Origin of the sequence: Winogradskyella litorisediminis, from assembly GCF_042675765.1 — a bacterium.
In the GTDB taxonomy this organism is placed as follows: Bacteria; Bacteroidota; Bacteroidia; order Flavobacteriales; family Flavobacteriaceae; genus Winogradskyella; species Winogradskyella litorisediminis.
Genome location: NZ_JBHTJL010000015.1, coordinates 22,702 through 45,534, shown reverse-complemented (window position 1 = coordinate 45,534; position 22,833 = coordinate 22,702). Strand labels below are relative to the sequence as shown.

Genomic DNA, 22,833 nt, shown 5'->3' with positions numbered 1-22,833 from the left:
ATATACTAAAAGAAAATTGTATGATACTAAAGAGAAATTAGCGCAAATGAAAAAGCGCTAATGAATAGACATTAACGCTTTTAATTTATATACCTAAAAATCTTAGTAAACAGACTCTTTATTAAAGTGCTTTGTCAACATATAATAGATAACAGCCCTGTATTTATTTCGGTTAGAGCGGCCGTAGGTTTCAATAACACTATCGATAGCTTTATCTAAATCTGGACTATCTTTTAAGCCCAGTTTTTTGATTAAAAAATTATTTTTTACTGTTGCTAATTCCTTTTCATCAGAGCCAGAAACAGTAGCTGAATCTGCATTGTAAATAGATGGTCCTAAACCTACAGTGACTTTAGTTAGTAAATCCATATCTGGCGTCATACCACATTTTTCTTTAAGGTCTGCAGCATATTTTACAATAAGGTCGTCTCTTTTACTCATGTTTATATTTTTTTGGTTAATACTATTATCTTTTAAAGATAGTAATTTTGGCATTCAAAATCAATGAGTTAAAAAAAATTAAGAATTTTACTACTTTATAAATTGAAAATAATCCAACAATATTGAATCATTCAACGCTGAAGGTGTAAAAACTTCGAGTAGTTTTGGTTGGTCCGAAATCGAATAAAAACTCTTTAAAGCATTTTTCAAATCATCTTGATTATGGGCTGCAACATATTCAAAACCAAACATTTTACTTAAATGCGAAGCGTCTAGTTGGTGTTTTGTTTCAAAAAATTTATCGAAATTTTCAGTGTTTTTGTGTCCCGGCAAAATTCTAAAAATTCCACCGCCGTTATTATTAATAACAATTATTCGAAATGAATTTGGGATATAATTATTCCACAAAGCATTACTATCATACAAAAAACTTAAATCACCAGTGATAAAAGTAACACGCTTGTCAGTAACTGTTGCTGCACCAATTGCTGTACTTGTACAGCCATCAATACCACTTGTACCTCGGTTACAAAATACTGTGATTGTGTCTGATAATTGAAACAACTGCGTATAGCGTATAGCAGAACTGTTTCCTACTTGTAATTGACTATTTTCTGGTACCGATTTTAAAACAGAATTAAAAACCGTAAAATCTGAAAACGGAATACTTTTTAAATAATTATCGTGCATTAAACGACGTCTAGCTCTTGTTTTTAACCAGTACGGCTTATAATCACTTTTTGTAGTTTTTGATATGCTTAAAAGTAATTCTAAGAAAGTGTTTGGCTTTAATTGTATATGTTTTTTTAAAGCGAAAAAGGTGTCATTTGCATGGTGTAAGTCCACGTGCCAATGGCTTACAGGTTTGTAATTTCTTAAAAAACGTTTAATACGTTTCGAAACTATTAAACCTCCGAATGTTACCAATATTTCAGGTTGAAATTTTATAAAATCTTCTTCGTCAAAAGCAGAAATCAATTTATCAATTCCAGGAAAAATATCGTTATGGTGTAAATTTGATGTCGTTTCGGTAAGAATAATTACACTATCATCTTTAGCCAATTCATCTAACCAACGTTGTTCAATACTGTTAGGTTGCAAAACTCCTACCAAAACCAATTTACGTTTGGCATTTGCCCATTTTTTTCTGCAATCTTCAATTAAAACTTTATCAATATCTTCTTCAAGATTTGGCAATCTAAAAGGTTTTGGACTAATGGTTAAGGCATTGACACGTTCGTATAAAGGTTCATCAAAAGGAACATTGATATGAACTGGGCCAGAATTTATAACAGCTGCGTGTAAGGCTTTGTGAATTTTCGTTTCGTTTTTTGACTGAACAGTGTTTTGTTGACTAGAAATTTTACCTAAACTTTTTTCTAATTTATTAAAAAAAGACGCATTATCATTTTCATTAGAATTTTGAGCTTCTGATATGTCTAATTTTAAATTGGCATTATGAAACACATGTTTACCGTAAACATTTTTTTGTTTTATGGTTTGTCCGTCTCCAATATCTACCAAATGTGGCGGTCTATCTGCTGAGATGACGACCAAGGGTATTCTGCTATAATAAGCTTCTGAAACTGCAGGAAAATAATTTAATAATGCACTACCAGAAGTACAAACAACCACGGTTGGCTCTTGAGTTTGCTGCGCAATACCCATTGCAAAAAAAGCGGCACAGCGTTCATCTACAATGCTGTAACATTTAAAAAAATCGTCATGAGTAAAACCAATTGTTAAAGGTGCGTTTCTGCTTCCTGGAGAAATAACAATATGCTTAATATTATGCGTTTTGCATAAGGTTACAACGGTCTGCGCTAATGGAATTTTGGAGTAGTTCATCTACAGTCAAAGATACGGAATTTCTTACTGTCTTATCCCAAAATATTACCCATAGTTTTGGCTTTGTTTTGGGTTTCTCTCCATTCTTTTTCTGCAATAGAACCTTTTGTAATTCCTCCACCTACATAGATTCTTGCTTTACTGTCAAGAATTTGCATACAGCGCAAATTGACATAAAAATTTGATTGTTTTTTAACAACTGTGTAAGCATTATTCTCAACATTGCGGCGATTGGTGTTTCGAGTCTTTGATAATTTTAAATTTAATTCGCCTAAAAAACCAGTATAGAATTCGCGATTATAATTTTCATTTTGAAGTATAAACTGTTTTGCCTTAGATTTAGGAAAACCGCAAACTGCTGGTGTTGGATGCAAAGCTTCAATAATTGATTTTAAATTTGAAGTTTTTTTAACACGACTTATCAAACGGCTTTTTAGATGCCACAAATTTCCAGCTCTGATGGTTTCGACATCTGAAATTTTAGTATTCTCTGTATATGGTGAAATTTGCTCAGCCAAATAGTCGGTTACAATCTGTTGTTCTTTGAGTTCTTTTTTTGTCCAATTCGGTAAACCATCAGAATTATATGCTTGTGTTCCCGCTAAAGAAATCGTAGTGAGTTGTTGACCTTCAACTTTAAATAGCAATTCTGGAGTTGCTCCTAACCACAAACCTACTTTTGGATGGTACCAACAATACACCATCGCATTTTTGTAAGTGTTGAATAATCGCTTAAAAATGACAATCGGATTTTCAGTAAACGAATGCTCCTCATAACGCGACAAAACTACTTTTTCAAGTGTACCACTTTTAATAGTATCGATGCCTTTGCTTACCAAATCTATATGAGCATCTTTTCCTTTAGAATTAACTTCGAGTTGAGTTTTGGTAATTTCGTTAACCATTAAATTCGCGATTTCTAAAACATGGTGTTCACATTTACTTTCTGGTAGTAAAATCGAAGAATTTTCAATATTAAAAGGTGAAAACACAAAACCACTTTCTTCAAAATCGGAAGTTTCATAAAGCTTTTCGTCTTTTTGTAACCAGCATTTTATTATCGAATTTATAGGTCGGCTATAAACCACAAATGGCAATTTAGCGGCATACTGTTTTTCAAGCTTATTAAAAAAAATAGCTTCTGTCATTTACTTCTTTTTTGGAAGTGAAATGGTTGATAATCGACAAATAGAAATGAGATTGTCAGCTTCGTCCGTTACACGAATGTCTAATAATTGCGTCGTACGCCCGCGGTGCAAAAACGATGCTTTAGCATAGATATAACCATCTTTTATACTTTTTAAATGATTAGCTGTAATCTCTAGTCCGCGCACAAAAAATTCATCTGTATTTATAAAAATATGCGACGCAAAACTACCAACACTTTCTGCTAAAGCTGCTGTTGCACCACCATGTAAAACACCATCTGGTTGATGCACTTTTGGTGTTACTGGCATACGAGCCGTAAGTGTATCTTCTGTAAAGTCAACAATTTCAATGGATAAAGTTTCCATCAATGTGTTTTTACTTGCGGCATTGGCTTTTAAGAGTAAGTCTTCTTTAGATATTTGCATGCTTTTTTTACCTTATTTTTTGTTATACAAAGATACTGAAAGCATGAACTAAAAACGAAAATGAAAAAAATAAAGCTGTTTTTTAATAAAATTTTAAGTGATAAAAAATAGAACTTTTAGCAAAACGCTAATCTTATGTTAATCTATCAATCCTAAATGCAATAGAGTTAATAGTCAAATCTTTAATGTAGTAAATTTAAAATGAACAATTTAACTATCAACAAATGAAAAAATTTTTTTTAAAGTGGTATCCTGTTATTCTTGCGTTTATCTGTTTACTTTACTCAGTAAGTTTGGGACTTTTAGGAATGACCGAAGAAGCGAGATATTCTGCACATTGGCCGGCAACCATATTATTATTTGCAATAGCAATTAGACAAAGACGAACGACATGAGCAAAGGATTTTTATTAATTGGGGCAATAATTTTTGCCATCTACATTTATTTTACATTTTGGAACATCAATAATTCGCACAAAAAGCAAAAAGAAAATCATTATCCAAACTTAACGGAAGAAGAAATTTTTGATGAGTATAATGAAGCTAATAGAGACAACTCTAACTAAAAGCATTTTTTTGAAGCTTTAAATTTATATTTGATACCTAATTAGAAGGTTATCAGTTATGAATAGAAAAGAGGTTACTTATTCTTCAAAAAATACTTATGAAACACTAAATAAACTAAGTGCTTCCACAAAAAACATTTGGCTTGTTTTCCATGGCATGGGCTATTTAAGTAAATACTTTTTACGATATTTTAAAGACCTAAATGCCGATGAAAACTACATCATTGCTTTAGAAGCGCCGAGTAAATATTACATTCAGCCAAAAATGCATGTTGGTGCCAATTGGTTAACCCGGGAAAATACGGAGATGGGAATGCATAATATATTAAATTATTTGGATGCTGTTTTAGAGAACGAGACAGTTCCATTGGATAAAAACTTAATCATATTTGGTTATTCTCAAGGTGTGAGTATTGCTTCGAGATATGTGGTAAAACGCCAATTACAACCTCTACAATTGGTTTTACATTCTGGCGGAATACCAAAGGAGTTAACTGCCGATGATTTTAAGTTTTTAAATTCGGATTGTAAAGTGAAACTTATTTATGGCACCGAAGATGAATATCTCGATGAAGCTCGAATTAAAATTGAGCGTCAACGCGCAGAGAATTTGTTTGGAAATAGGTTAGATATTCTACCTTTTGATGGGAAACATGTGGTGAATGTAGATTATATAAATAATTTGGTATAAAAAAACCTCTCAGATTTTTCATAAATCTGAAAGGTCTAATATTTGATATTAAAAGTCTAAGCAGGGTTCTGCAATGCTTTATTTTTTTCTTTTAGGATTGCTAATTGCTTTTCTAAAAAAATAATCGCTTGTTCTGCCTTTTGACTTGCCTTTACTTTTATATCCTCAATGTCTTCACTTAGCTTTTCTTTTCCTGAAGCGGCTGCTTTAGAAACGTCTTCTTTTACTTCTTTAAAATCTGAAACCAATTGGTCTTTAACTTCTTTACCTTCTTTTTTTAATTTATCTCTGGTATCACTGCCTTTTTCTGGAGCAATTAACATACCAATACCTGTACCAATAGCAGTACCCAATAATAATGCTGGAATATGAATCATAATTTTTGTTTTTTAATTGTTGTGTAATTATATGACGCTAAACCATAAGATTTGTTACAAGTACAAAATTAAATTTCTTATTTATCTTTCTGAAACACAAAACTTTGTCCACCTTGAGTAAAGTTAATTATGTTTTCTTCAAGATTAAATGTTAAATCAATTGTTGCTGGTTCAAACTTAAAATTATGGTTAGGATAAGCATCAAGTGGAAATGCGCCTTGTCCTTCGCCCTGTCCCATTAAAACGCCATCTTTTACAAAGAACTTTATCTTAATCGGGAAATTTTCATTGCTATACGTACCTTCATATTTTTTTAAATCTTCAGCGGATAACTCTATAGTTTTTTTGTTACCTAACCCTTCATTATTTAAAATTTTTCGAACTTCTTTTTGAGGTAAAACATTAAGTCCTGTATCATTATTCTGAAGTATAATAAATGTTTTATCATTATCTACTTGGCGCTCAATAAAGGTCAGGTTTCCTGCCCATGAACCCGAATGATTTGCTATTCGTCCATAAGTTTTTGATGTACCTATTCCCCAACCAAAACCATAACCAGACTCTTTTCCGTCGTTTGTTTTGGCAATACCAAAAATTTGTGTTTTATCATTTTCATTTACTAATTTATCTGTGTATAAAGCTCTGTCCCATTTTAATAAATCTTCTAAAGTAGAATTGACCATGCCATCACCTACAATTCCATCGAGATAGTAAAAGGGAATTTCTTTGCCATAATGCTCCGGACGCACTTTATAGCCCGTTTCGTCAGCTATATAACCTAAAGCAATATTGTCTATTTCCCTTGGCTCAAATCGGCTTCTATACACAAATGTATTAGTCATACCAAGAGGTTTAAAAATAGTTTCTGCCAGATGTTCCGCAAACGATTTTTCTGATACGCGTTCTATTATTGTTGCTAAAAGTGCATAACCTGTATTGCTGTACTCAAATTTATCGCCTGGTTGAAAATTGGCATCTGGCTTATGCTCTGCCATAAGCTTTACAATATCTTCATTTGTAGCAAATTTAGATTTATCCCATTTTTCGCTAAACAAGTTCATGTAATCTGGTAATCCGCCAGTATGGTTGAGCAAGTTTCTAATAGTTACGTCACCATAAAAATCTAATTCAGGAATGTATTTCGAAATTTTATCATCATAATCTAATTTACCAGCTTTTTGAAGGGTTACGATTCCCATAGCTGTAAATTGTTTAGAAACTGAAGCCAATTCAAAAATAGTTTCTGTATTTAACTTTACTACTGGATTTTCTGATGCGTTTCCGTAACTTTTTTTGAAAATTACTTCGCCTTTATCAGCAGCTAAGACATTACCATTAAATTGATTTTTTTCATATAGCGCTGTAAACAAACTGTCTAATCGCTGCGCTCTATTGCTTTGCGATAAAATGCTTAACGAAAAAAAAGAAACAAATAAAAAGATGAATTGCTTTTTCATTGAGTTATAATTTAAGTTGAATTTAAAGCTAAGTTAATGATTTAATTTGTTGATTTTATTACTCTGATTATAATCACTTTTGTAAATAAATCTTCGTCTCTTCTTCCTTTTCAACTGTGGTATATTGAAATGAGTCTAGCCAAATAATTTCTAAAACTGAAAAGCCATTAAAACATTCAGTTGCCTCTAAATCAAAAGCTTTTAAAACCATAAAAAAACGCTCCAAGCCTCCAAAAGGATAATTTCCGGTGGTGAATTTAATGATACCTTGATTGTCGCTGGTAGTATCGATATTTGTAAAATCAACTTCAAAACTAGCTTCTAAATAATTGATGATATCCGATGTTTTATAGCCAAAAGCACCAGCAATTTCTGCATCTGCTGCTATAAATTCAGTTATAAATTTATTTGCGTATTTGGGTATAATTTTAGCATACCGTTTTAAGGCTTGTGCGTCTGTATCGCAAGAGTCATGCATCATATCAAAAGCTTCTTGCATTTGAGCTTCGTCCATGTTTTCCCAATCAAAATCTGGAAGCGTTTCATCTTCAAATTCAAAATTAGGCTGTCTTACTTTGACCATATGGTCGTACAATTTTTGAAAGTCAGCAAATTTAGACGTATCAAGAATGTTGAATTTGATGTAGAGCATATTGCGTTTTATAGATTATTCAATAAAACTAATGCTTAAATTTTGAAAAAGGCTACGATATAAAAAAAACTAATGTGTGAGTTTTGCCACAATATCTTTTACAGGAAGAATTCCCTTAGTATGCTCAATACTTGGCCCAGCAACCCAAACCGTTTTATAAGTGGCTTTTTTAGCGGCTTTTTCTGTGGCTTTCATACCAATTGAAAAACGAATCATTTTCACCCATTTTTTGAGCTTTTTATTTTTATTTAAAAGATTTTCTAGCCAAGTGGCTTTTGTTCCTATTTTCTGAACATATGGTGTATTGATTACTGTACAAGGTGTGCCAGAAATACGCTCGGTCATAATAATATCTTCTGCACCATAGTCAACACAAGCTTGTTTATATTCATCAGTGACACCTGCTTCAACCGAAGCAATAAAGGGACTACCGACAGAAACGCCTTCAGCACCGTAACTCAACATTTTATCGATATCTGCTTTGCAACCAACACCACCAGCAGAAATTACCGGAATAGACAATTCTTTACTTAATAAACCTGTTAACTCTTCCGGAGATAAATTTCCGCGGTGACCACCAGCTTCATTATTTACAGCAATAGCAGCGTCTGCACCAAGATTTTCTACTTTTTTAGCAAAGCGTAAATCTGTAACATCACAAAACACTTTGATACCTGCAGCATGCGCCTGTTTTATGGTTTCTTCAGGACTTCCTAATGATGTGATTATAAAATCACAACCTTCTTCACATAAAACCTCTAATTGCCCTTTATATTTTACATTCGATTTGTTTACAATTAAATTAAAACCAAACGAACCACCTTCAACTTTATTAGCGTGCAGCTCTTTTATAGCTGCTCTCAATTCATCTAAAGTTCTGTAATTCAATGCAGGAATACATCCAGCAATACCAGCTTTCATCGCTTCTGTAACCATAGCAACGTTAGATACTAAGAACATTGGCGCTTGAATTATTGGGTATTTTATATTGAGGAGTTGTGTAAGTTTTGTTTGCATAATTGATTCTGTTAAACTACAAATATAATTTAAATTTTATTATGCATGCATAATAGTTTTATTCTAAAAAACGGTAATAACCACACTTTAAATAAGCACCTTCTTGAAAAGTCACTGGATGGTCGATATCGTGCTTGGTTTTGAGCTGTGTTTCGAATAGTCTTGGCTGCGCATTTAATACACGCTGATTTAAATCGAAAAAAGACTGCGCTAAAATTCGAGATGAGCACGATGCTAAAACTAATAAGCCTTTTTTAGAAGTAAGTTGTGCTCCGAGCTCTGCCAGTTGAGCATATTTCTTTTTAGCTAATTCAATTTCAGATTGTTGTTTTGCAAAACTTGGTGGGTCAATAACCACTACGTCAAAACGTTTTCCTTTTTCAATTAATTTTTTCATTTCTGTAAAAGCGTCACCAGATATGGTTTTGTGTATTCCGCTATACGCATTTAATTTTCCGTTTTCACAAGCCATATCTAACGCTTGCTTGCTAATATCTAAGCTTGTGACTTCTTCCGCACCATTAGCCAATGCATGTACAGAAAATCCTCCTGCATAAGAAAATACATCTAAAACAGTTTTATTTTTACTTAACTCGCCAACACGTCTACGATTATCGCGATGGTCTAAAAAGTAACCTGTTTTATGACCTTTGACAACGTTTGCAGAAAAATTGACATCATGTTCTACAAAATGAACAACTTCATCTTCTAAATCGCCATAAATTACTTCACCATCTTTAAAATTGTGGTTTGTACTATTCTGCAAATTTCTACTTAAGCGCATCACTACCGTTTTAGCTTCCGAAGTTTGTTGTAAACTTTTTAAAATTGGTTCTAGATATGGTAACCATATTTCAGAATATAATTTCACCACTAAAACCTCAGCATAAACATCAGCAATTAGTCCAGGAAAACCATCATTTTCACCAAAGATTAAACGGTAACTATTGGTATTGGTTTGCAACAAATCGGCTCTTAGAGAAAAAGCTTTTTTAATTTTAGTTTCGAAAAACTTAGCATTTATGTCTGCCTTTGTTTGCGCGTTGTGAATAATTTTAATTCTGATTGGAGATTTTTCGTCATATAACCCCAAACCAATAACCTTATTTTTATTCTTACTGAAAATAATAGCCAAATCGCCAGTTTTAGCATCTTCATTAATCTTAACAATACTATTTGAAAACACCCATGGATGCCCTTTTACAATAGACTGTTCACCTTTAGCATTTAACTTTACGGCTAAGCGTTTTGGTGCAATTTCTGATTTAATTTTAGTTGAAAGTGTTCTCAAAGAATAAATAAGTTTTTGGTTTTGCAATATAACTACTTACTTTGGCAAAATAATCTAAAACTTTATTTATGAAACTTTTAAAATCTACTACTTTAATAATAATGCTTCTTATTTCTGTAATTGTTTTTGCACAAAAAATAAAAGTAAAAAAAGGAATCGCTAGTATTGACAAAAATCCAATTTGTAAATTACAAAAAGACGACATCAGCCGTGGTGCTTTTTACATAAATAGTCTTGACGATGAAGAACTCATATATGCAAAATGGATTGATTGGGGAGAATTTGGATATTTTGAAGTGTACGATGCTAAAAATTTAGACGAGGTTTTATTTGAAACAGAAGCCAGTATAGGTTACCGTAAGTGGCTAATAAAAACATTGTATAATGGAAAAGCACTAACAAATTCTGGATTAAACGAAGAAAAGTTAGAAGTTATTGCTAAAAAACTTGGAAGGGAATTTACTAGAAAAAGAAACAGATATTAATCTTTTTAAGATTTAAATTGCAAAAATGAAATCTAACGCAAGCCTGATAATTATTCCTATGTTTAATGAGGAAAGCAGGATTGTTTTAAATGATTACAAATCTGCATTTACAAATTACAGTCATTTGGATTTTTTACTAATAGATGATGCTAGCACAGATAATACAAAACACATTATTTCTGATTTTGAAAAAACCTTCTCTAATGTCTCTTTGCTTCAAAACCCTTTAAATAAAGGTAAAGCTGAAAGTATTAGAAAAGCTATAAAAACGTCTTCAGCTAAAAATTATAATTATGTTGGGTATATGGATGCAGATTTAGCTGTTCCGTTTTCTGAAATACATAGATTAATTAAAATTGCTGAAATAAACACTGATATAAAATTTTTATTAGGCTCTCGAATAAAGTTGATTAGTAACACCATCGTGCGCTCTAAAACTAGACACTATTTTGGTAGAATTTTCGCTACAATTGTGAGTCAAATTATTTTAAAAACACCTATTTATGACACCCAATGTGGAGCAAAAATTATTCAATTTAATTTGGCAAAAGAACTATTTGAAAACCCCTTTAAAACTAAATGGTTATTTGATGTAGAATTGCTTCTACGCTATAAAAAAACCCATTCAAATTTTGAGAATTTTATTAAAGAGGAACCTTTAGATATTTGGATTGAAAAAGGTGGCACCAAAATAAAAACCAAAGAGTTTTTACTTTTCCCATTTCAACTTATTAAATTGTATTTTAATTATTAAAAATAAAAAAGCGTTTCTAAATTTTACATTTAGAAACGCTTAAATTTTAAGAAATAAAATTACCAATTACTGATTTCTTCTTTTATTTCTTCTTTGGTTTTACCATATTTTTCTTGAATTTTTCCAGCTAATTTATCTAAATCGCCTTCAGATTCTTTGTATTCATCTTCAGTAACTTTTCCATACTTCTGTTTAAAATCTCCTTTAATTTGATTCCATTTTCCTTTAAATTGTTCTTTGTTCATAATATTATATTTTAAAAATTAATAAATTATTTCAGCTCTAATTCTTTAATCTCATTTTAAAATTTTTGAGATATAAATAATTATGCTTTTAATACTACTCTAAAACGAGCTTTTCCTTCTTCTAAATGATGTATTGCTTCATTAACATCTTCCATTTTAAATTCTTCTACAGTCGGATAAATATCGTGGCGTACACAAAATTCTAACATTTTACGTGTTAATGCAATACTACCTAGTGGACTTCCTCCGACTGATTTTTCGCCAGAAATCATACTAAACGCTGGAATTTCCATAGGTTCTAAAACTGCTCCAACAGTATGTAATTTTCCTTGTGGTGCTAGTGTGGTTAAAAATGCATCCCAATCTAATTTTACATTAGTTGTATTCATTATAAAGTCTAAAGTACCTTCAATATCTTTTAATTCATCAGAATTTGTAGAATCTACTACGTGATGAGCACCCATTTTTTTAAGAGCTTCGGACTTATCTTTATTAGATGTAAATGCTGTAACCTCACAACCCCAAGCTTTTAAAAACTTTAGAGCCATATGTCCTAAACCACCTATACCAATGACACCTACTTTATCTGTTGGTTTTACACCTGAAAGCACGATTGGATTAAAAACCGTTATTCCGCCACAAAACAAAGGTCCTGCTTTTGCCATATCTATACCATCTGGTAGTAATGTAGCCCATGACCAATGTCCGCGTACCACATCTGCAAATCCGCCATGACGACCAATAATAGTACCTTCGGCATCACCACACAAATGTTGTTTGCCATCCATACATTGGTTGCAATGCATACACGATGCACTGTACCAACCCATTCCGACTTTATCGCCTTTTTTAATGCCTTTAACTTCACTACCAACGTTGAGCACTTCGCCGACGATTTCGTGACCTGGCACTAAGGGATATTGGGACATACCCCAATCATTATTTATCATGCTGATATCGCTGTGGCAAAGTCCGCAATAATGAACTTTAATATCTACTTGTTCGTTTCCTATTTTTCCAAGTTCATATTCGAACTTTTCTAATTTACCTTTGGCTTCTTTTGCTGCGTATGCTTTTATTTTCATAATTGATTGATTTATATATTTTTTAAAGATAGAAATGTAAATACGGATAAAGTAGCGCACTACGATATAAAATTAACTCATAAAAAAATCCCAACATTTCTGTTGGGATTTTAATTATTCAAGACTTTTTCGAGATTTCGAAATAATTTCGGGATAAGTTCAATAACGCATTTTGCAAAAAGCAAAATACTATTTCACTTATTTCACCTCTTGAGTATCTATACTTCGATTTCGCTTAGTACAGGTTACTTGACTTCTTCGAAGTCTACGTCTTCTACGTCGTCAGTAGCTTCAGCTGCTTGTCCTTTTGCTCCTGCACCAGCATCTGTTGATCCACCTTGTGGAGCACCACCAGCTTCTTGCTGTGCTTTGTACATTTCTTCGGAAGCAACTTTCCAAGCCTCGTTGATTTTCTCTAAAGCTGGCTCAATGACCGCGATATCTTTAGTCTCATAAGCTTTTTTTAATTCTTCTAAAGCATCTTCGATTGGCTTCTTTTTATCATCAGATAATTTATCACCAAATTCTGATAACTGACTTTCCGTTTGGAAAATCATTGCATCCGCCTGATTCAACTTTTCAGCTGTTTCTTTTGCCTTAGCATCTGCATCTGCATTTGCTTCAGCTTCAGCTTTCATTTTAGCAATTTCCTCCTCTGTTAATCCAGAAGATGCTTCGATACGGATATCTTGTTTCTTTCCTGTTGCTTTATCTTCAGCAGATACTTTGATAATTCCATTGGCATCAATATCAAACGTCACTTCAATTTGTGGCGTTCCTCTTTTTGCTGGTGGAATACCATCTAAATGGAAACGACCAATTGTTTTGTTATCTGCTGCCATTGGACGCTCACCTTGTAATACGTGAATTTCTACCGATGGCTGATTGTCTGCTGCGGTTGAGAATACTTGTGACTTCTTCGTTGGGATTGTCGTATTAGCTTCAATCAACTTTGTCATTACATTACCCATAGTTTCGATACCAAGTGATAATGGTGTTACATCTAATAAAAGAACGTCTTTTACATCACCTGTTAAAACACCACCTTGTATTCCTGCTCCTAGAGATACAACCTCATCTGGGTTTACACCCTTACTTGGCGCTTTTCCGAAAAATTTCTCTACAGCTTCTTGTACTGCTGGAATACGTGTAGAACCACCAACTAAGATAATCTCATCGATATCTGATTTTGATAAACCTGCCGCTTTTAATGCAGACTCACATGGCTCTATGGTTCTTTTGATTAAATCATCAATTAACTGCTCGAATTTAGAGCGTGTTAATGTACGCACTAAGTGTTTTGGTCCGCTTGCCGTTGCTGTAACGTAAGGCAAGTTGATTTCTGTTTGCGACGATGAAGATAACTCAATCTTAGCCTTTTCAGCAGCTTCTTTAAGACGTTGTAAAGCCATTGGGTCTTTACGTAAGTCCATGTCTTCATCTTTAATAAACTCTTCGGCTAACCAATCTATAATTCTTTCGTCTACATCGTCACCACCTAAGTGTGTATCACCATCTGTAGATAATACTTCAAATACACCATCACCTAATTCTAGAATAGATACATCATGCGTACCACCACCAAAATCGAAAACAACGATTTTTTGGTCAGTACCTTTTTTGTCCATTCCGTAAGCCAAAGCTGCTGCTGTTGGCTCATTGATGATTCGTTCTACTTTAAGACCTGCAATCTCACCAGCTTCTTTAGTAGCTTGACGTTGCGCATCATTAAAATAAGCAGGTACAGTAATTACTGCACGAGATACATCTTGTCCTAAATAATCTTCAGCAGTTTTCTTCATTTTCTGAAGAATCATAGCAGATAATTCTTGTGGTGTGTATAAACGACCATCGATATCTACTCGTGGTGTATCATTATCACCTTTTACCACTTTATATGGTACGCGTTCTGCTTCATTCTTAGATTCAGAATACTTATTACCCATAAAACGTTTAATTGAATAAACCGTTTTTGTAGGGTTAGTTACTGCTTGTCTTTTTGCTGGGTCACCCACTTTAATTTCACCGCCTTCTACGAAAGCAATTACTGAAGGTGTGGTGCGTTTACCTTCTGCATTAGGAATTACAACTGGCTCATTACCTTCCATTACAGAAACGCAAGAGTTGGTTGTTCCTAAGTCAATTCCAATAATCTTACTCATAACTTGTTTTATAGTTTTAAATGTTTCAGTTTGAAACCAACCAAACTGAAACTAAATTTTATTATTAATTACGGTTTGTATAAGTCAATGATTATGCCATCAGAAAAAATATGACAGGATGTCACATTTGTAAATTTGCACTTCAACTTCGCTCAGTAACTAAAATCTAATTTGAAGTTAAAGTTTGAAGCGAAATCTGTTTTCAGTTTCAAATTCAAGTTTGAGTTCGAGTTCAACTTCATTTATGGTATAACATTTGATACATAGAAGAAAAACCTTAGACATTATGAAACGTATACTTACATTTATCACTGCTTTTACTTTTATATTAACCTCTTGCGAAGGACCACAAGGACCTCCAGGATTTGATGGCTTTGATGGTCAAGATGGACGCGATGGGATAGCCATTCCTCCATCTTTTGAGATAGTGGTAGATTTTAACGCTGCGAATAATTACGAATATGTAGAAGCTTATGGTTTTGACGTATCACAAACAGATATTACACTTGTTTATATTTTATGGGATACTCTTGATGATGGTACAGAAATTTGGCGTTTGATGCCGCAGACTGTAATTTTTGAAGATGGTAATGATTTAGTGTATAATTTTGATTTTACACTATTTGATGTAAGATTCTTTTTAGAAGGTTCTGATTTAGATGGTTTGGCTAATGTATGGACCCAAGACCAAGTTTTTAGAGTCGTTGTAATACCGGCAAATAATGTGGGTCGCGCAGATTATTCTGATATTAATAACGTTATAGAGACATACAATATTGAAAGTTTTCCTAGACGATAAACAATAACTAAAAAAAACATTAAAAGCCTGAACTCAGTTTCAGGCTTTTTTTATTACAACAAACTGTATATTTGCCGCGAAACTAAATCAATTTCGTTAATGGAAAGTATTTCTGTTTTTGATATGCTAAGTATAGGCGTTGGCCCATCGAGTTCGCACACGCTTGGACCTTGGCGCGCTGCTAAAATGTGGATTGAAAAACTGCAACGTTTAGAGCAGTTTACAATGGTAGCTTCTGTTTCTGTGGATTTGTACGGTTCGCTATCATTAACAGGAAAAGGGCACGCAACAGATGTTGCTGTAGTCATGGGATTATTAGGTACTGACCCAGTGACATTTCCAATAGAAGCTATTGCAGATGAAATTGAATTGGTAAAAACTTTTAATCAACTAAAATTAAATTCTGAAAAACAAATTCCCTTCAGTTTAACTGAAAATATAAATTTTAAAAAACGTTTTCTAAAATTTCATCCTAATGGTATAAAATTTAGAGCTGAATTAAGAAACGGAAAAAAAGTAACTGACACCTACTACTCTATTGGTGGTGGATTCGTTGTACAAGAAGAACGAAAACGTGCCAAACGCCAAATTGAAAAGTTTAATGCTTTTCCGTTCCCAACACAAAAAGCAACAGATATCATTGCACATTGTAATGCCGAAAACCTAAGCATTAGTGAGGTTGTTCTTAAAAATGAATTATCTCTTCGAGACCCAGAAAGAATTGATGATAAATTTAGAGCTATTTGGGATGTTATGCTAGACAGTATGTACACAGGTTGTCATACCCAAGGTATTTTACCAGGTGGTTTAAATGTTGTTCGTCGTGCTTTTGAAACTCATGAAAAACTAAAAGGAAATAAGGAATACTCAAATGCTTTAGAATGGATTGCTGCCATAAGAAATACCGAAGTAAAATTTAGACAAATTTTAAAATGGGTCTCTTGTTTTGCTTTAGCAGTAAATGAAGTTAATGCATCACTTGGTCGAGTAGTTACAGCACCAACTAATGGAAGCGCAGGCGTTATTCCGGCTGTTTTAATGTATTATTTAGTTATAGAAAACCACGATGGAAATTTTGATGACATCAAAAAATTTCTTTTAGTTGCTGGAGAAATAGGAAGCTTATTTAAAAAAGGTGCCACAATTTCTGCCGCAATGGGCGGTTGCCAAGCCGAAATAGGAGTATCATCTGCAATGGCAGCTGGCGCTTTAACTGAGCTTATGGGTGGCACACCAGAACAAGTACTAATTGCTGCAGAAATTGCTATGGAACATCATTTAGGTATGACCTGCGATCCCATTGGTGGGTTAGTACAAATTCCTTGTATTGAGCGTAATGCTATGGGCGCGATAAAAGCAATTAATGCTTGCGAGATGGCATTAGACTCTGACCCAAAAAATGTGAAAATTCCACTGGATAAAGTAATTGCTACAATGTGGGAAACCGCAAAGGATATGACTTCAAAGTATAAAGAAACGAGTGAAGGCGGTTTGGCGGTTCAGGTGAATATGAGTGATTGTTAGCTTCCACTTCGCTCAGCTACCAATTTTCATTTTTTTAAAACTTACGAATTTGAAATTTAATTTTTGGAATTTGGCGCACAACCTTCACGTCTTCGCGTGTCGACCAAATAAATAATTTTCCATTTACCATCATCTTTTGCTAGTTGAAACGAATTTACGCCACAATGGCTAAAATTTCCATCAAAGTAAAATTCGTATGGTGTCCAAGCATTTGCCATATTTCCATCAATTTTAATATCAAATCCTAATAGTTTTTCTCTAAAAGATTTGTTGTTAGGTATTGATGCGATATTCTTCAAAAAATCACTGTAATTGCTTGTATCTAACAGCGTTTTTCCTTCTTTATTTACGGAAATGGATTGCATGTTAATATCTCCCATTGCCATCGCTTTCAATTTTACAGTGTCTTGTTTGTGAAACGCTTCAAAAAACTCTTCAATTGTTTGTTTTACTTGTTCATCTTGTTGTGATTGCGAATAGCCAAAACTTAAAAAAAGCGATATTATTAGAATTAAAATTTGTGATTTCATGATTTCAAAAATTATATTTCAATTGAAAGTTAAACAATAGTTTCGTAAATCTGACTATTTTTACGTTACAAAGAAAATCAATCCTCTAATAAAAAAATAAGATTCTGTCACGTTTAGTACTATTGAAACTTTTTGTTGAGATGTTTCTATAAAAGTTTTTTATTGCACTTAAGTTGACAATAACAAATACAAATTATGTCTGTAGCTAAAAAAGAATATAAAAGAATCACCGTTAAAACCCTTGTCGATATGAAGTCAAAGGGCGAAAAAATATCTATGCTTACCGCTTACGATTATACAATGGCTAAAATCGTTGATGGCGCTGGTGTTGATGTTATTTTAGTTGGTGATTCTGCGAGTAACGTTATGGCTGGTCATGAGACGACTTTACCGATTACTTTAGACCAAATGATTTACCATGCTTCATCAGTAGTCAGAGCTATTGAGCGCGCTTTGGTAGTTGTAGATTTACCATTCGGGACATACCAAAGTGACCCGAAAGAAGCCTTACGTTCTGCAATTAGAATTATGAAAGAATCTGGAGGTCACGCGGTAAAACTTGAAGGTGGCAAAGAAATTAAAGAATCTATAAAGCGAATTTTAAATGCTGGAATTCCAGTTATGGGTCATTTAGGTTTAACACCACAATCAATTTATAAATTTGGAACTTATACCGTTCGAGCAAAAGAAGAACAAGAGGCCGAACAACTAAAAGAAGATGCATTAATGCTTGAAAAAGCAGGTTGTTTTGCCATTGTTTTAGAGAAAATACCTGCCACTTTAGCCAGAGAAGTTGCAGAAAGTGTTTCTATACCAGTTATTGGCATTGGAGCTGGCGATGGCGTTGATGGTCAAGTTCTTGTTTTGCATGATATGATTGGTATGACACACGAATTTAATCCACGCTTTTTACGCCGATATATGAACTTATACGACGACATGACAAATGCAATTGGGCAATATGTAAATGATGTAAAATCAAAAGATTTCCCTAATGAAAAGGAGCAATACTAAACCCATCCTAACCTTCCCAAAGGGAAGGAACTCTTACTCAGACGCAATGTTATTAAAATAGTATTACTGATTTGTCTCTTAAAAACCACTCCAACAAAAATAACCTTCAAGTTCTTTACGAAGATAACCACATCATCGTGATTAATAAACGTGCTGGTGATATTGTACAAGGCGATAAAACTGGTGACAAACCGTTGAGCGATGTTGTTAAAGAATATATTGCCGAAAAATATAACAAACCTGGCAACGTATATTTAGGCGTGGTACACCGTTTAGACAGACCTACTACTGGTATTGTTTTATTTTCAAAAACAAGCAAAGCGCTTCCAAGATTAAACAAACTATTTGCAGAAAAAAAAGCCAAAAAAACTTATTGGGCTTTAGTTAAAAATCAGCCACCAAAACCGAAAGACACGTTAATTAATTGGTTAAAAAAGAACCCAAAAAATAATAAATCTACTGCGCATAATAAGGAGATTGATGACAGCAAAAAAGCCATTCTTCATTACGAAATTAAACAACAATTAGACAACTATTTTTTGTTAGAAATCAATCTTGAAACAGGAAGACACCATCAAATAAGAAGTCAACTCTCTAAAATTGGATGTCCGATTAAAGGTGATTTAAAATATGGCTTTGATCGCAGTAACAAAGATGGAAGCATAAGTTTACATGCAAGACAGTTAGAATTTGTTCATCCTGTAAAAAGAGAGCCAATTAAAATAATTGCACCATTACCTAAAGATCCTGTTTGGGATGCTTGTGCTTCGACTCAGCTCAGCAACCGCAAATAGTTTAGGGGAATTCTATTAAATTAAATTTTACTTTATCTCTTTCCTTTTTCTGGGCTAAGAGATTAATAGCTTTTTCAGAAAATTGCAAAACTCTCGGGTAACCACCAGTTGTCTGACAGTCTCGCATTAAAACTATTAATTGACCAGAAGGTGTCAATTGTACAGTACCTGGTAAAACTGGCGACGTTAATATAGATTTTAAATTATTCTGAATTTTAGATTCCAATTGATACGCCATTCGGTTATAAAATTTTGAAACTTTGAATTCTGAAGTCAATAATTTGTTTTGGTTCTCTTTAACGAGCATATCAAATTCTGGTCCTTTAAAAACATCTAATTCTGAAATTGTAAAATCATAAGATTTAATTTTTGAATTTGTGTTGTTCGTATAAAATAGCGAAGAGAATTCTGAAATTTTTAAAATATCACCATCCTGAATTCTAGATTTTTTAGTGATATCATCGTAAAAACTTCTACTATTTAAAACCATTTCCGTTTTAAAACCACCATAAACCGCAAGATAAGTAAAAAAGCCAGACGCGACTGTAGAGAAACTTAAAACATCTCCACTATTTACCAAAATTACTCTATTACTTAAAATAAGCTTTCCATTTAATTCAGGCGACATGTCTGCTCCAGAAATTACAATTGATGTTGAAACCAGAAATTGAAGTGTTGCGCCTATCATAGTCATTTCTAAAACGGCATCATTTAATGAATTTCCTAACAATAAATTTGCTGTTTCCATAGACTTCATATCCATCGCTCCAGAATGAGGAACTCCAAAATCTCGATACTCTAATCTTCCTAAATCTTGAATTGAGGATGATAAACCCGATTTTAAAACCTTAATCATAAGCATAAGATTTTAGCCTGAAAGCTCCATCTTTTATATCATTAGAAATTTTGGAAAATTCCGATTTTGAAATTGATTGAAACTTAATTTTATCACCAGGTTTAGCAAAACAAATTTCGTCACTTTTTAGGTCGAAAAAATCGACGGGCGAATTGCCAATTATATGCCATCCGCCAGGACTGTTTTTTGGATAAATTCCTGTCTGATTTCCACCAATACCAACAGCACCTTTTTTAATGTTTAAATTCGGTGTAGATTTACGACTAAAATGAAGCGATTTATCCAATCCACCGAGATACAAAAAACCAGGTAAAAACCCTATAAAAAAAATTGTGTAAAATGGTTGGGAATGTCGCTGTATAATTTCTGCTTTTGAAAGTGATTTTTCTTTAGACAGTAATTCTAAATCAAAACCAAATTCATCATCATAACAAACAGGAATTTCCCAAACGGTAGACTTTAGCTTTTTAATACTTTTTGATGAATTATATAACGCTTTCAGCTCCAAAAACTTACCATTGATATTTTCAATGACAAAAGGATAAATAATTAATATTGAATTATATGTGTTATTTACTTGAAGTTTTAATTTAATATACTTATTTTGAATCACTTCTTTAAAAAATAAAACATCTTGAAGTATAATTTCGTCAATTTTTGATGGCCATACAATTAAAATTGAACGCTCACTAAACTGACGGTATTTTAAATTATATTTCAATATTTTTATTTTATTTGAATGTTATTCGCCATTAAATTTTCATGCAAATACAGTAAAATTTCATGGGCATTTTCAGTATCACCATGTATACAAATCGTATCTATATTCAGCTCTACTTCCACTCCATTTACACACTTTACTTTTCGCTCTAAAACCATCTTTAAAACATGCTCTAAAAAGGCTTCTTTTTTTGTGATTAAGGCATCATTTTTTTGACGTGAAACTAATGATAAATCTTCGTTGTAATTTCGGTCTGCAAAACCCTCAAAAACGACTTCAATATTTTGCGCTTTTGCCACTTTAGAAATGATTGAATTTGGAGGTGCATAAAGTTTAATTTTTTTTGAAAAATCCGAAATAACATTCACAATAATATCAGCTGTATTTTTATCCTTTGCAGCTAGGTTATAAAGAGCTCCGTGTGGTTTTATATGATGCAATTCTAAACCTTCGTCTTCAACAATTTTTAAAAGATTTTTAATTTGAGATTTTAAACTTTGATATAAATCATCATTTGAAATTTCCATAAATACTCGTCCAAAATTTTCTTTATCAGGAAATGAAGGATGTGCTCCAATTTTAACACGATGGTTTTTTGCTAGTTTTACGACACGCCTCATGGTTTCCATATTTCCAGCATGACCGCCACAAGCAATGTTGCAGGACGATAAATATGGTATCAGCAAAGCTTCGTTGCCCATACCTTCGCCAACATCTGCATTGATATCTATTTTTATTTTAAATGACATTAAAAACGCTTAAAATGGTTTTTCCGCCGAGGAATATGGTTACGGCAAAGATTACAATTCCTAAAATATTCTGAATTAGAGCGTTTTTATGAGGTCCGAGAATATTAGATTTATTCATTATCCACAATAAAACGCCTGCTATTATTGGTAATAATAGGCCATTGGCGACTTGGGCAAACTTTATAATTTCAATAGATTTAAAACCTACCGAAGAAAACACAACGCCTAAAAGCAGAATGAACGCCCAAACCATTCGGAATTTTTTTGACTTTAAATTACTTTTCCAACCCAAACAACCAGATGTTACGAAAGCTGCGGCCAATGGTGCTGCAATAGCACTTGTGATTCCCGCGGCAAATAGTCCTATAGATAAAAAAAAGCCTGCAAATTCTCCAAATAAAGGCTGTAAACCTAAAGCTAAATCTGCTGCATTTGCAATGTTTTTTTGATTTACTGCTGCAGCACAAATGACGATACACATGGAGACAACTCCGCCGAGAACTACGGCAATAATTGTGTCTTTTCGGGCGTATTTTAAATCGGACTTACTATCCCACTTGGTCTTTGCTAAAGACGCGTGTAAAAAGATATTGTAAGGCACAACGGTTGTGCCTATTAAGCCAATAACCGTTAAAATATTTTGATTTGAAATTCGTGGAGTAAATAAACCTTTAAAAACAGCTGTTATATCTGGTTTTGTTAAAATAGCTGTGACTATAAAGGCTAAACTCATGAGAACAACCAAAGCAATTAGTGAGCGTTCAATAACTTTATAATTGCCTATCCACAGCATTACAAACGCTGAAATACCAATTAAGATTGGCCAAACATCTAAGCCCGCAAACTTAAATTTGCCAAATAAAGTTTCAATACCTAAAGCACCGCCAGAAATATTTCCGGCTTCGTAAGCTGCATTACCAATGACAATTGCGGATAAAATAAGAGTTACAATTAATGTTTTTAGAATAGGATGTTGCACTTCTTCGCGCAAAGTTTCGGACAATCCTTTTTGAGTTACGATTCCTAATCGCGCTGCCATTTCTTGTAAAATTACAGTTGCAAAAATTGAAAGTAACAATGCCCAAAGTAAACCGAAACCAAAATTAATACCTGCTAAAGTACATAACGTCACAGTACCTGGACCAATAAATGCCGCAGCTACTAATGGACCTGGACCAATATTTTTAAATAAATTTTTCATT

26 protein-coding genes are annotated in these 22,833 nt (G+C 33.2%); 9 read left to right on the top strand and 17 right to left on the bottom strand.

The window, feature by feature from the left end; all coding sequences use genetic code 11:
* Nucleotides 1–102: 102 nt before the first annotated feature.
* The 4 genes from ACFQ1Q_RS10730 to ACFQ1Q_RS10715 form a co-directional block, all read right to left on the bottom strand.
* Nucleotides 103–441 carry a DUF2853 family protein gene (locus ACFQ1Q_RS10730; protein ID WP_386131110.1) on the bottom strand — a complete coding sequence of 113 codons (339 nt, stop codon included), beginning with the start codon at nt 439–441 and terminating at the stop codon, nt 103–105.
* 90 nt (nt 442–531) lie between these two features.
* Complete coding sequence (gene menD / locus ACFQ1Q_RS10725; RefSeq protein WP_386131107.1) at nt 532–2,289, bottom strand: 2-succinyl-5-enolpyruvyl-6-hydroxy-3-cyclohexene-1-carboxylate synthase; 1,758 nt, start codon at nt 2,287–2,289, stop codon at nt 532–534.
* A 32-nt stretch (nt 2,290–2,321) separates the two neighbouring features.
* Complete coding sequence (locus ACFQ1Q_RS10720; protein ID WP_386131104.1) at nt 2,322–3,437, bottom strand: chorismate-binding protein; 1,116 nt, start codon at nt 3,435–3,437, stop codon at nt 2,322–2,324.
* Complete coding sequence (locus ACFQ1Q_RS10715) at nt 3,438–3,863, bottom strand: PaaI family thioesterase (protein WP_386131101.1); 426 nt, start codon at nt 3,861–3,863, stop codon at nt 3,438–3,440.
* Nucleotides 3,864–4,087: 224 nt separating this feature from the next.
* On the opposite strand from ACFQ1Q_RS10715, the gene ACFQ1Q_RS10710 reads away from it, so the two are divergent.
* From ACFQ1Q_RS10710 to ACFQ1Q_RS10700, 3 genes are read left to right on the top strand one after another with little or no spacing between them, the layout of a single operon-like run.
* Nucleotides 4,088–4,258, top strand: a complete 171-nt coding sequence (locus ACFQ1Q_RS10710; protein ID WP_386131099.1) for a hypothetical protein — start codon at nt 4,088–4,090, stop codon at nt 4,256–4,258.
* The gene (locus ACFQ1Q_RS10705; RefSeq protein WP_386131096.1) at nt 4,255–4,428 is read left to right on the top strand and encodes a hypothetical protein; all 174 of its coding nucleotides are present in this window, start codon (nt 4,255–4,257) and stop codon (nt 4,426–4,428) included. The genes ACFQ1Q_RS10710 and ACFQ1Q_RS10705 overlap by 4 nt, the downstream gene beginning before the upstream one ends.
* A gap of 58 nt (nt 4,429–4,486) precedes the next feature.
* A complete protein-coding gene (locus ACFQ1Q_RS10700; RefSeq protein ID WP_386131093.1) occupies nt 4,487–5,119 on the top strand; it encodes an alpha/beta hydrolase in 633 nt (210 codons plus the stop codon).
* 56 nt (nt 5,120–5,175) lie between these two features.
* Here ACFQ1Q_RS10700 and ACFQ1Q_RS10695 read toward each other — a convergent pair whose 3' ends face one another.
* The 5 genes from ACFQ1Q_RS10695 to ACFQ1Q_RS10675 all read right to left on the bottom strand — a co-directional run bounded on the left by ACFQ1Q_RS10695 (nt 5,176) and on the right by ACFQ1Q_RS10675 (nt 9,913).
* Nucleotides 5,176–5,496 carry a YtxH domain-containing protein gene (locus tag ACFQ1Q_RS10695; RefSeq protein ID WP_386131091.1) on the bottom strand — a complete coding sequence of 107 codons (321 nt, stop codon included), beginning with the start codon at nt 5,494–5,496 and terminating at the stop codon, nt 5,176–5,178.
* Nucleotides 5,497–5,573: 77 nt separating this feature from the next.
* Complete coding sequence (locus tag ACFQ1Q_RS10690) at nt 5,574–6,953, bottom strand: serine hydrolase domain-containing protein (protein ID WP_386131088.1); 1,380 nt, start codon at nt 6,951–6,953, stop codon at nt 5,574–5,576.
* Between the two features lie 73 nt (nt 6,954–7,026).
* Nucleotides 7,027–7,605, bottom strand: a complete 579-nt coding sequence (locus ACFQ1Q_RS10685) for a hypothetical protein (protein ID WP_386131085.1) — start codon at nt 7,603–7,605, stop codon at nt 7,027–7,029.
* 69 nt (nt 7,606–7,674) lie between these two features.
* Nucleotides 7,675–8,622 carry an NAD(P)H-dependent flavin oxidoreductase gene (locus ACFQ1Q_RS10680; protein ID WP_386131082.1) on the bottom strand — a complete coding sequence of 316 codons (948 nt, stop codon included), beginning with the start codon at nt 8,620–8,622 and terminating at the stop codon, nt 7,675–7,677.
* A 58-nt stretch (nt 8,623–8,680) separates the two neighbouring features.
* Complete coding sequence (locus ACFQ1Q_RS10675) at nt 8,681–9,913, bottom strand: class I SAM-dependent rRNA methyltransferase (protein WP_386131080.1); 1,233 nt, start codon at nt 9,911–9,913, stop codon at nt 8,681–8,683.
* 68 nt (nt 9,914–9,981) lie between these two features.
* On the opposite strand from ACFQ1Q_RS10675, the gene ACFQ1Q_RS10670 reads away from it, so the two are divergent.
* A complete protein-coding gene (locus ACFQ1Q_RS10670) occupies nt 9,982–10,398 on the top strand; it encodes a hypothetical protein (protein ID WP_386131077.1) in 417 nt (138 codons plus the stop codon).
* Between the two features lie 25 nt (nt 10,399–10,423).
* On the top strand, nt 10,424–11,152 hold the full coding sequence (locus ACFQ1Q_RS10665; RefSeq protein ID WP_386131075.1) for a glycosyltransferase: 729 nt from the start codon (nt 10,424–10,426) through the stop codon (nt 11,150–11,152).
* Between the two features lie 59 nt (nt 11,153–11,211).
* On the opposite strand, the gene ACFQ1Q_RS10660 is transcribed toward ACFQ1Q_RS10665, so the two are convergent.
* The 3 genes from ACFQ1Q_RS10660 to dnaK all read right to left on the bottom strand — a co-directional run bounded on the left by ACFQ1Q_RS10660 (nt 11,212) and on the right by dnaK (nt 14,644).
* On the bottom strand, nt 11,212–11,397 hold the full coding sequence (locus ACFQ1Q_RS10660; RefSeq protein ID WP_386131072.1) for a CsbD family protein: 186 nt from the start codon (nt 11,395–11,397) through the stop codon (nt 11,212–11,214).
* An 80-nt stretch (nt 11,398–11,477) separates the two neighbouring features.
* A complete protein-coding gene (ahr, locus tag ACFQ1Q_RS10655; protein WP_386131069.1) occupies nt 11,478–12,482 on the bottom strand; it encodes an NADPH-dependent aldehyde reductase Ahr in 1,005 nt (334 codons plus the stop codon).
* A 245-nt stretch (nt 12,483–12,727) separates the two neighbouring features.
* Nucleotides 12,728–14,644: a molecular chaperone DnaK gene (gene dnaK / locus ACFQ1Q_RS10650; protein WP_386131066.1), complete on the bottom strand. Its 1,917-nt coding sequence runs from the start codon at nt 14,642–14,644 to the stop codon at nt 12,728–12,730.
* A gap of 286 nt (nt 14,645–14,930) precedes the next feature.
* Here dnaK and ACFQ1Q_RS10645 point away from each other — a divergent pair, with 286 nt between their 5' ends.
* The gene (locus tag ACFQ1Q_RS10645; protein ID WP_386131063.1) at nt 14,931–15,443 is read left to right on the top strand and encodes a collagen-like triple helix repeat-containing protein; all 513 of its coding nucleotides are present in this window, start codon (nt 14,931–14,933) and stop codon (nt 15,441–15,443) included.
* Nucleotides 15,444–15,542: 99 nt separating this feature from the next.
* Nucleotides 15,543–16,967, top strand: a complete 1,425-nt coding sequence (locus ACFQ1Q_RS10640) for an L-serine ammonia-lyase (protein WP_386131059.1) — start codon at nt 15,543–15,545, stop codon at nt 16,965–16,967.
* Between the two features lie 56 nt (nt 16,968–17,023).
* Here ACFQ1Q_RS10640 and ACFQ1Q_RS10635 read toward each other — a convergent pair whose 3' ends face one another.
* Nucleotides 17,024–17,497: a nuclear transport factor 2 family protein gene (locus tag ACFQ1Q_RS10635; protein ID WP_386131057.1), complete on the bottom strand. Its 474-nt coding sequence runs from the start codon at nt 17,495–17,497 to the stop codon at nt 17,024–17,026.
* Between the two features lie 195 nt (nt 17,498–17,692).
* On the opposite strand from ACFQ1Q_RS10635, the gene panB reads away from it, so the two are divergent.
* The gene (gene panB, locus ACFQ1Q_RS10630) at nt 17,693–18,511 is read left to right on the top strand and encodes a 3-methyl-2-oxobutanoate hydroxymethyltransferase (RefSeq protein ID WP_386131054.1); all 819 of its coding nucleotides are present in this window, start codon (nt 17,693–17,695) and stop codon (nt 18,509–18,511) included.
* Nucleotides 18,512–18,582: 71 nt separating this feature from the next.
* Nucleotides 18,583–19,305, top strand: a complete 723-nt coding sequence (locus tag ACFQ1Q_RS10625) for an RluA family pseudouridine synthase (RefSeq protein WP_386131051.1) — start codon at nt 18,583–18,585, stop codon at nt 19,303–19,305.
* Between the two features lies 1 nt (nt 19,306).
* Here the strand turns inward: ACFQ1Q_RS10625 and ACFQ1Q_RS10620 are convergent, their stop codons facing one another.
* The 4 genes from ACFQ1Q_RS10620 to ACFQ1Q_RS10605 are packed head-to-tail and all read right to left on the bottom strand — an operon-like array spanning nt 19,307 to nt 22,832.
* Entirely contained in the window at nt 19,307–20,161 is an 855-nt protein-coding gene (locus tag ACFQ1Q_RS10620; protein WP_386131049.1) for a 5-oxoprolinase subunit C family protein, read from the bottom strand.
* On the bottom strand, nt 20,154–20,882 hold the full coding sequence (gene pxpB, locus ACFQ1Q_RS10615) for a 5-oxoprolinase subunit PxpB (protein WP_386131046.1): 729 nt from the start codon (nt 20,880–20,882) through the stop codon (nt 20,154–20,156). The genes ACFQ1Q_RS10620 and pxpB overlap by 8 nt, the downstream gene beginning before the upstream one ends.
* A 5-nt stretch (nt 20,883–20,887) precedes the next feature.
* The gene (gene pxpA, locus ACFQ1Q_RS10610; protein WP_386131043.1) at nt 20,888–21,631 is read right to left on the bottom strand and encodes a 5-oxoprolinase subunit PxpA; all 744 of its coding nucleotides are present in this window, start codon (nt 21,629–21,631) and stop codon (nt 20,888–20,890) included.
* Nucleotides 21,621–22,832 carry an Nramp family divalent metal transporter gene (locus ACFQ1Q_RS10605; protein WP_386131041.1) on the bottom strand — a complete coding sequence of 404 codons (1,212 nt, stop codon included), beginning with the start codon at nt 22,830–22,832 and terminating at the stop codon, nt 21,621–21,623. The genes pxpA and ACFQ1Q_RS10605 overlap by 11 nt, the downstream gene beginning before the upstream one ends.
* Between the last annotated feature and the right edge of the window lies 1 nt (nt 22,833).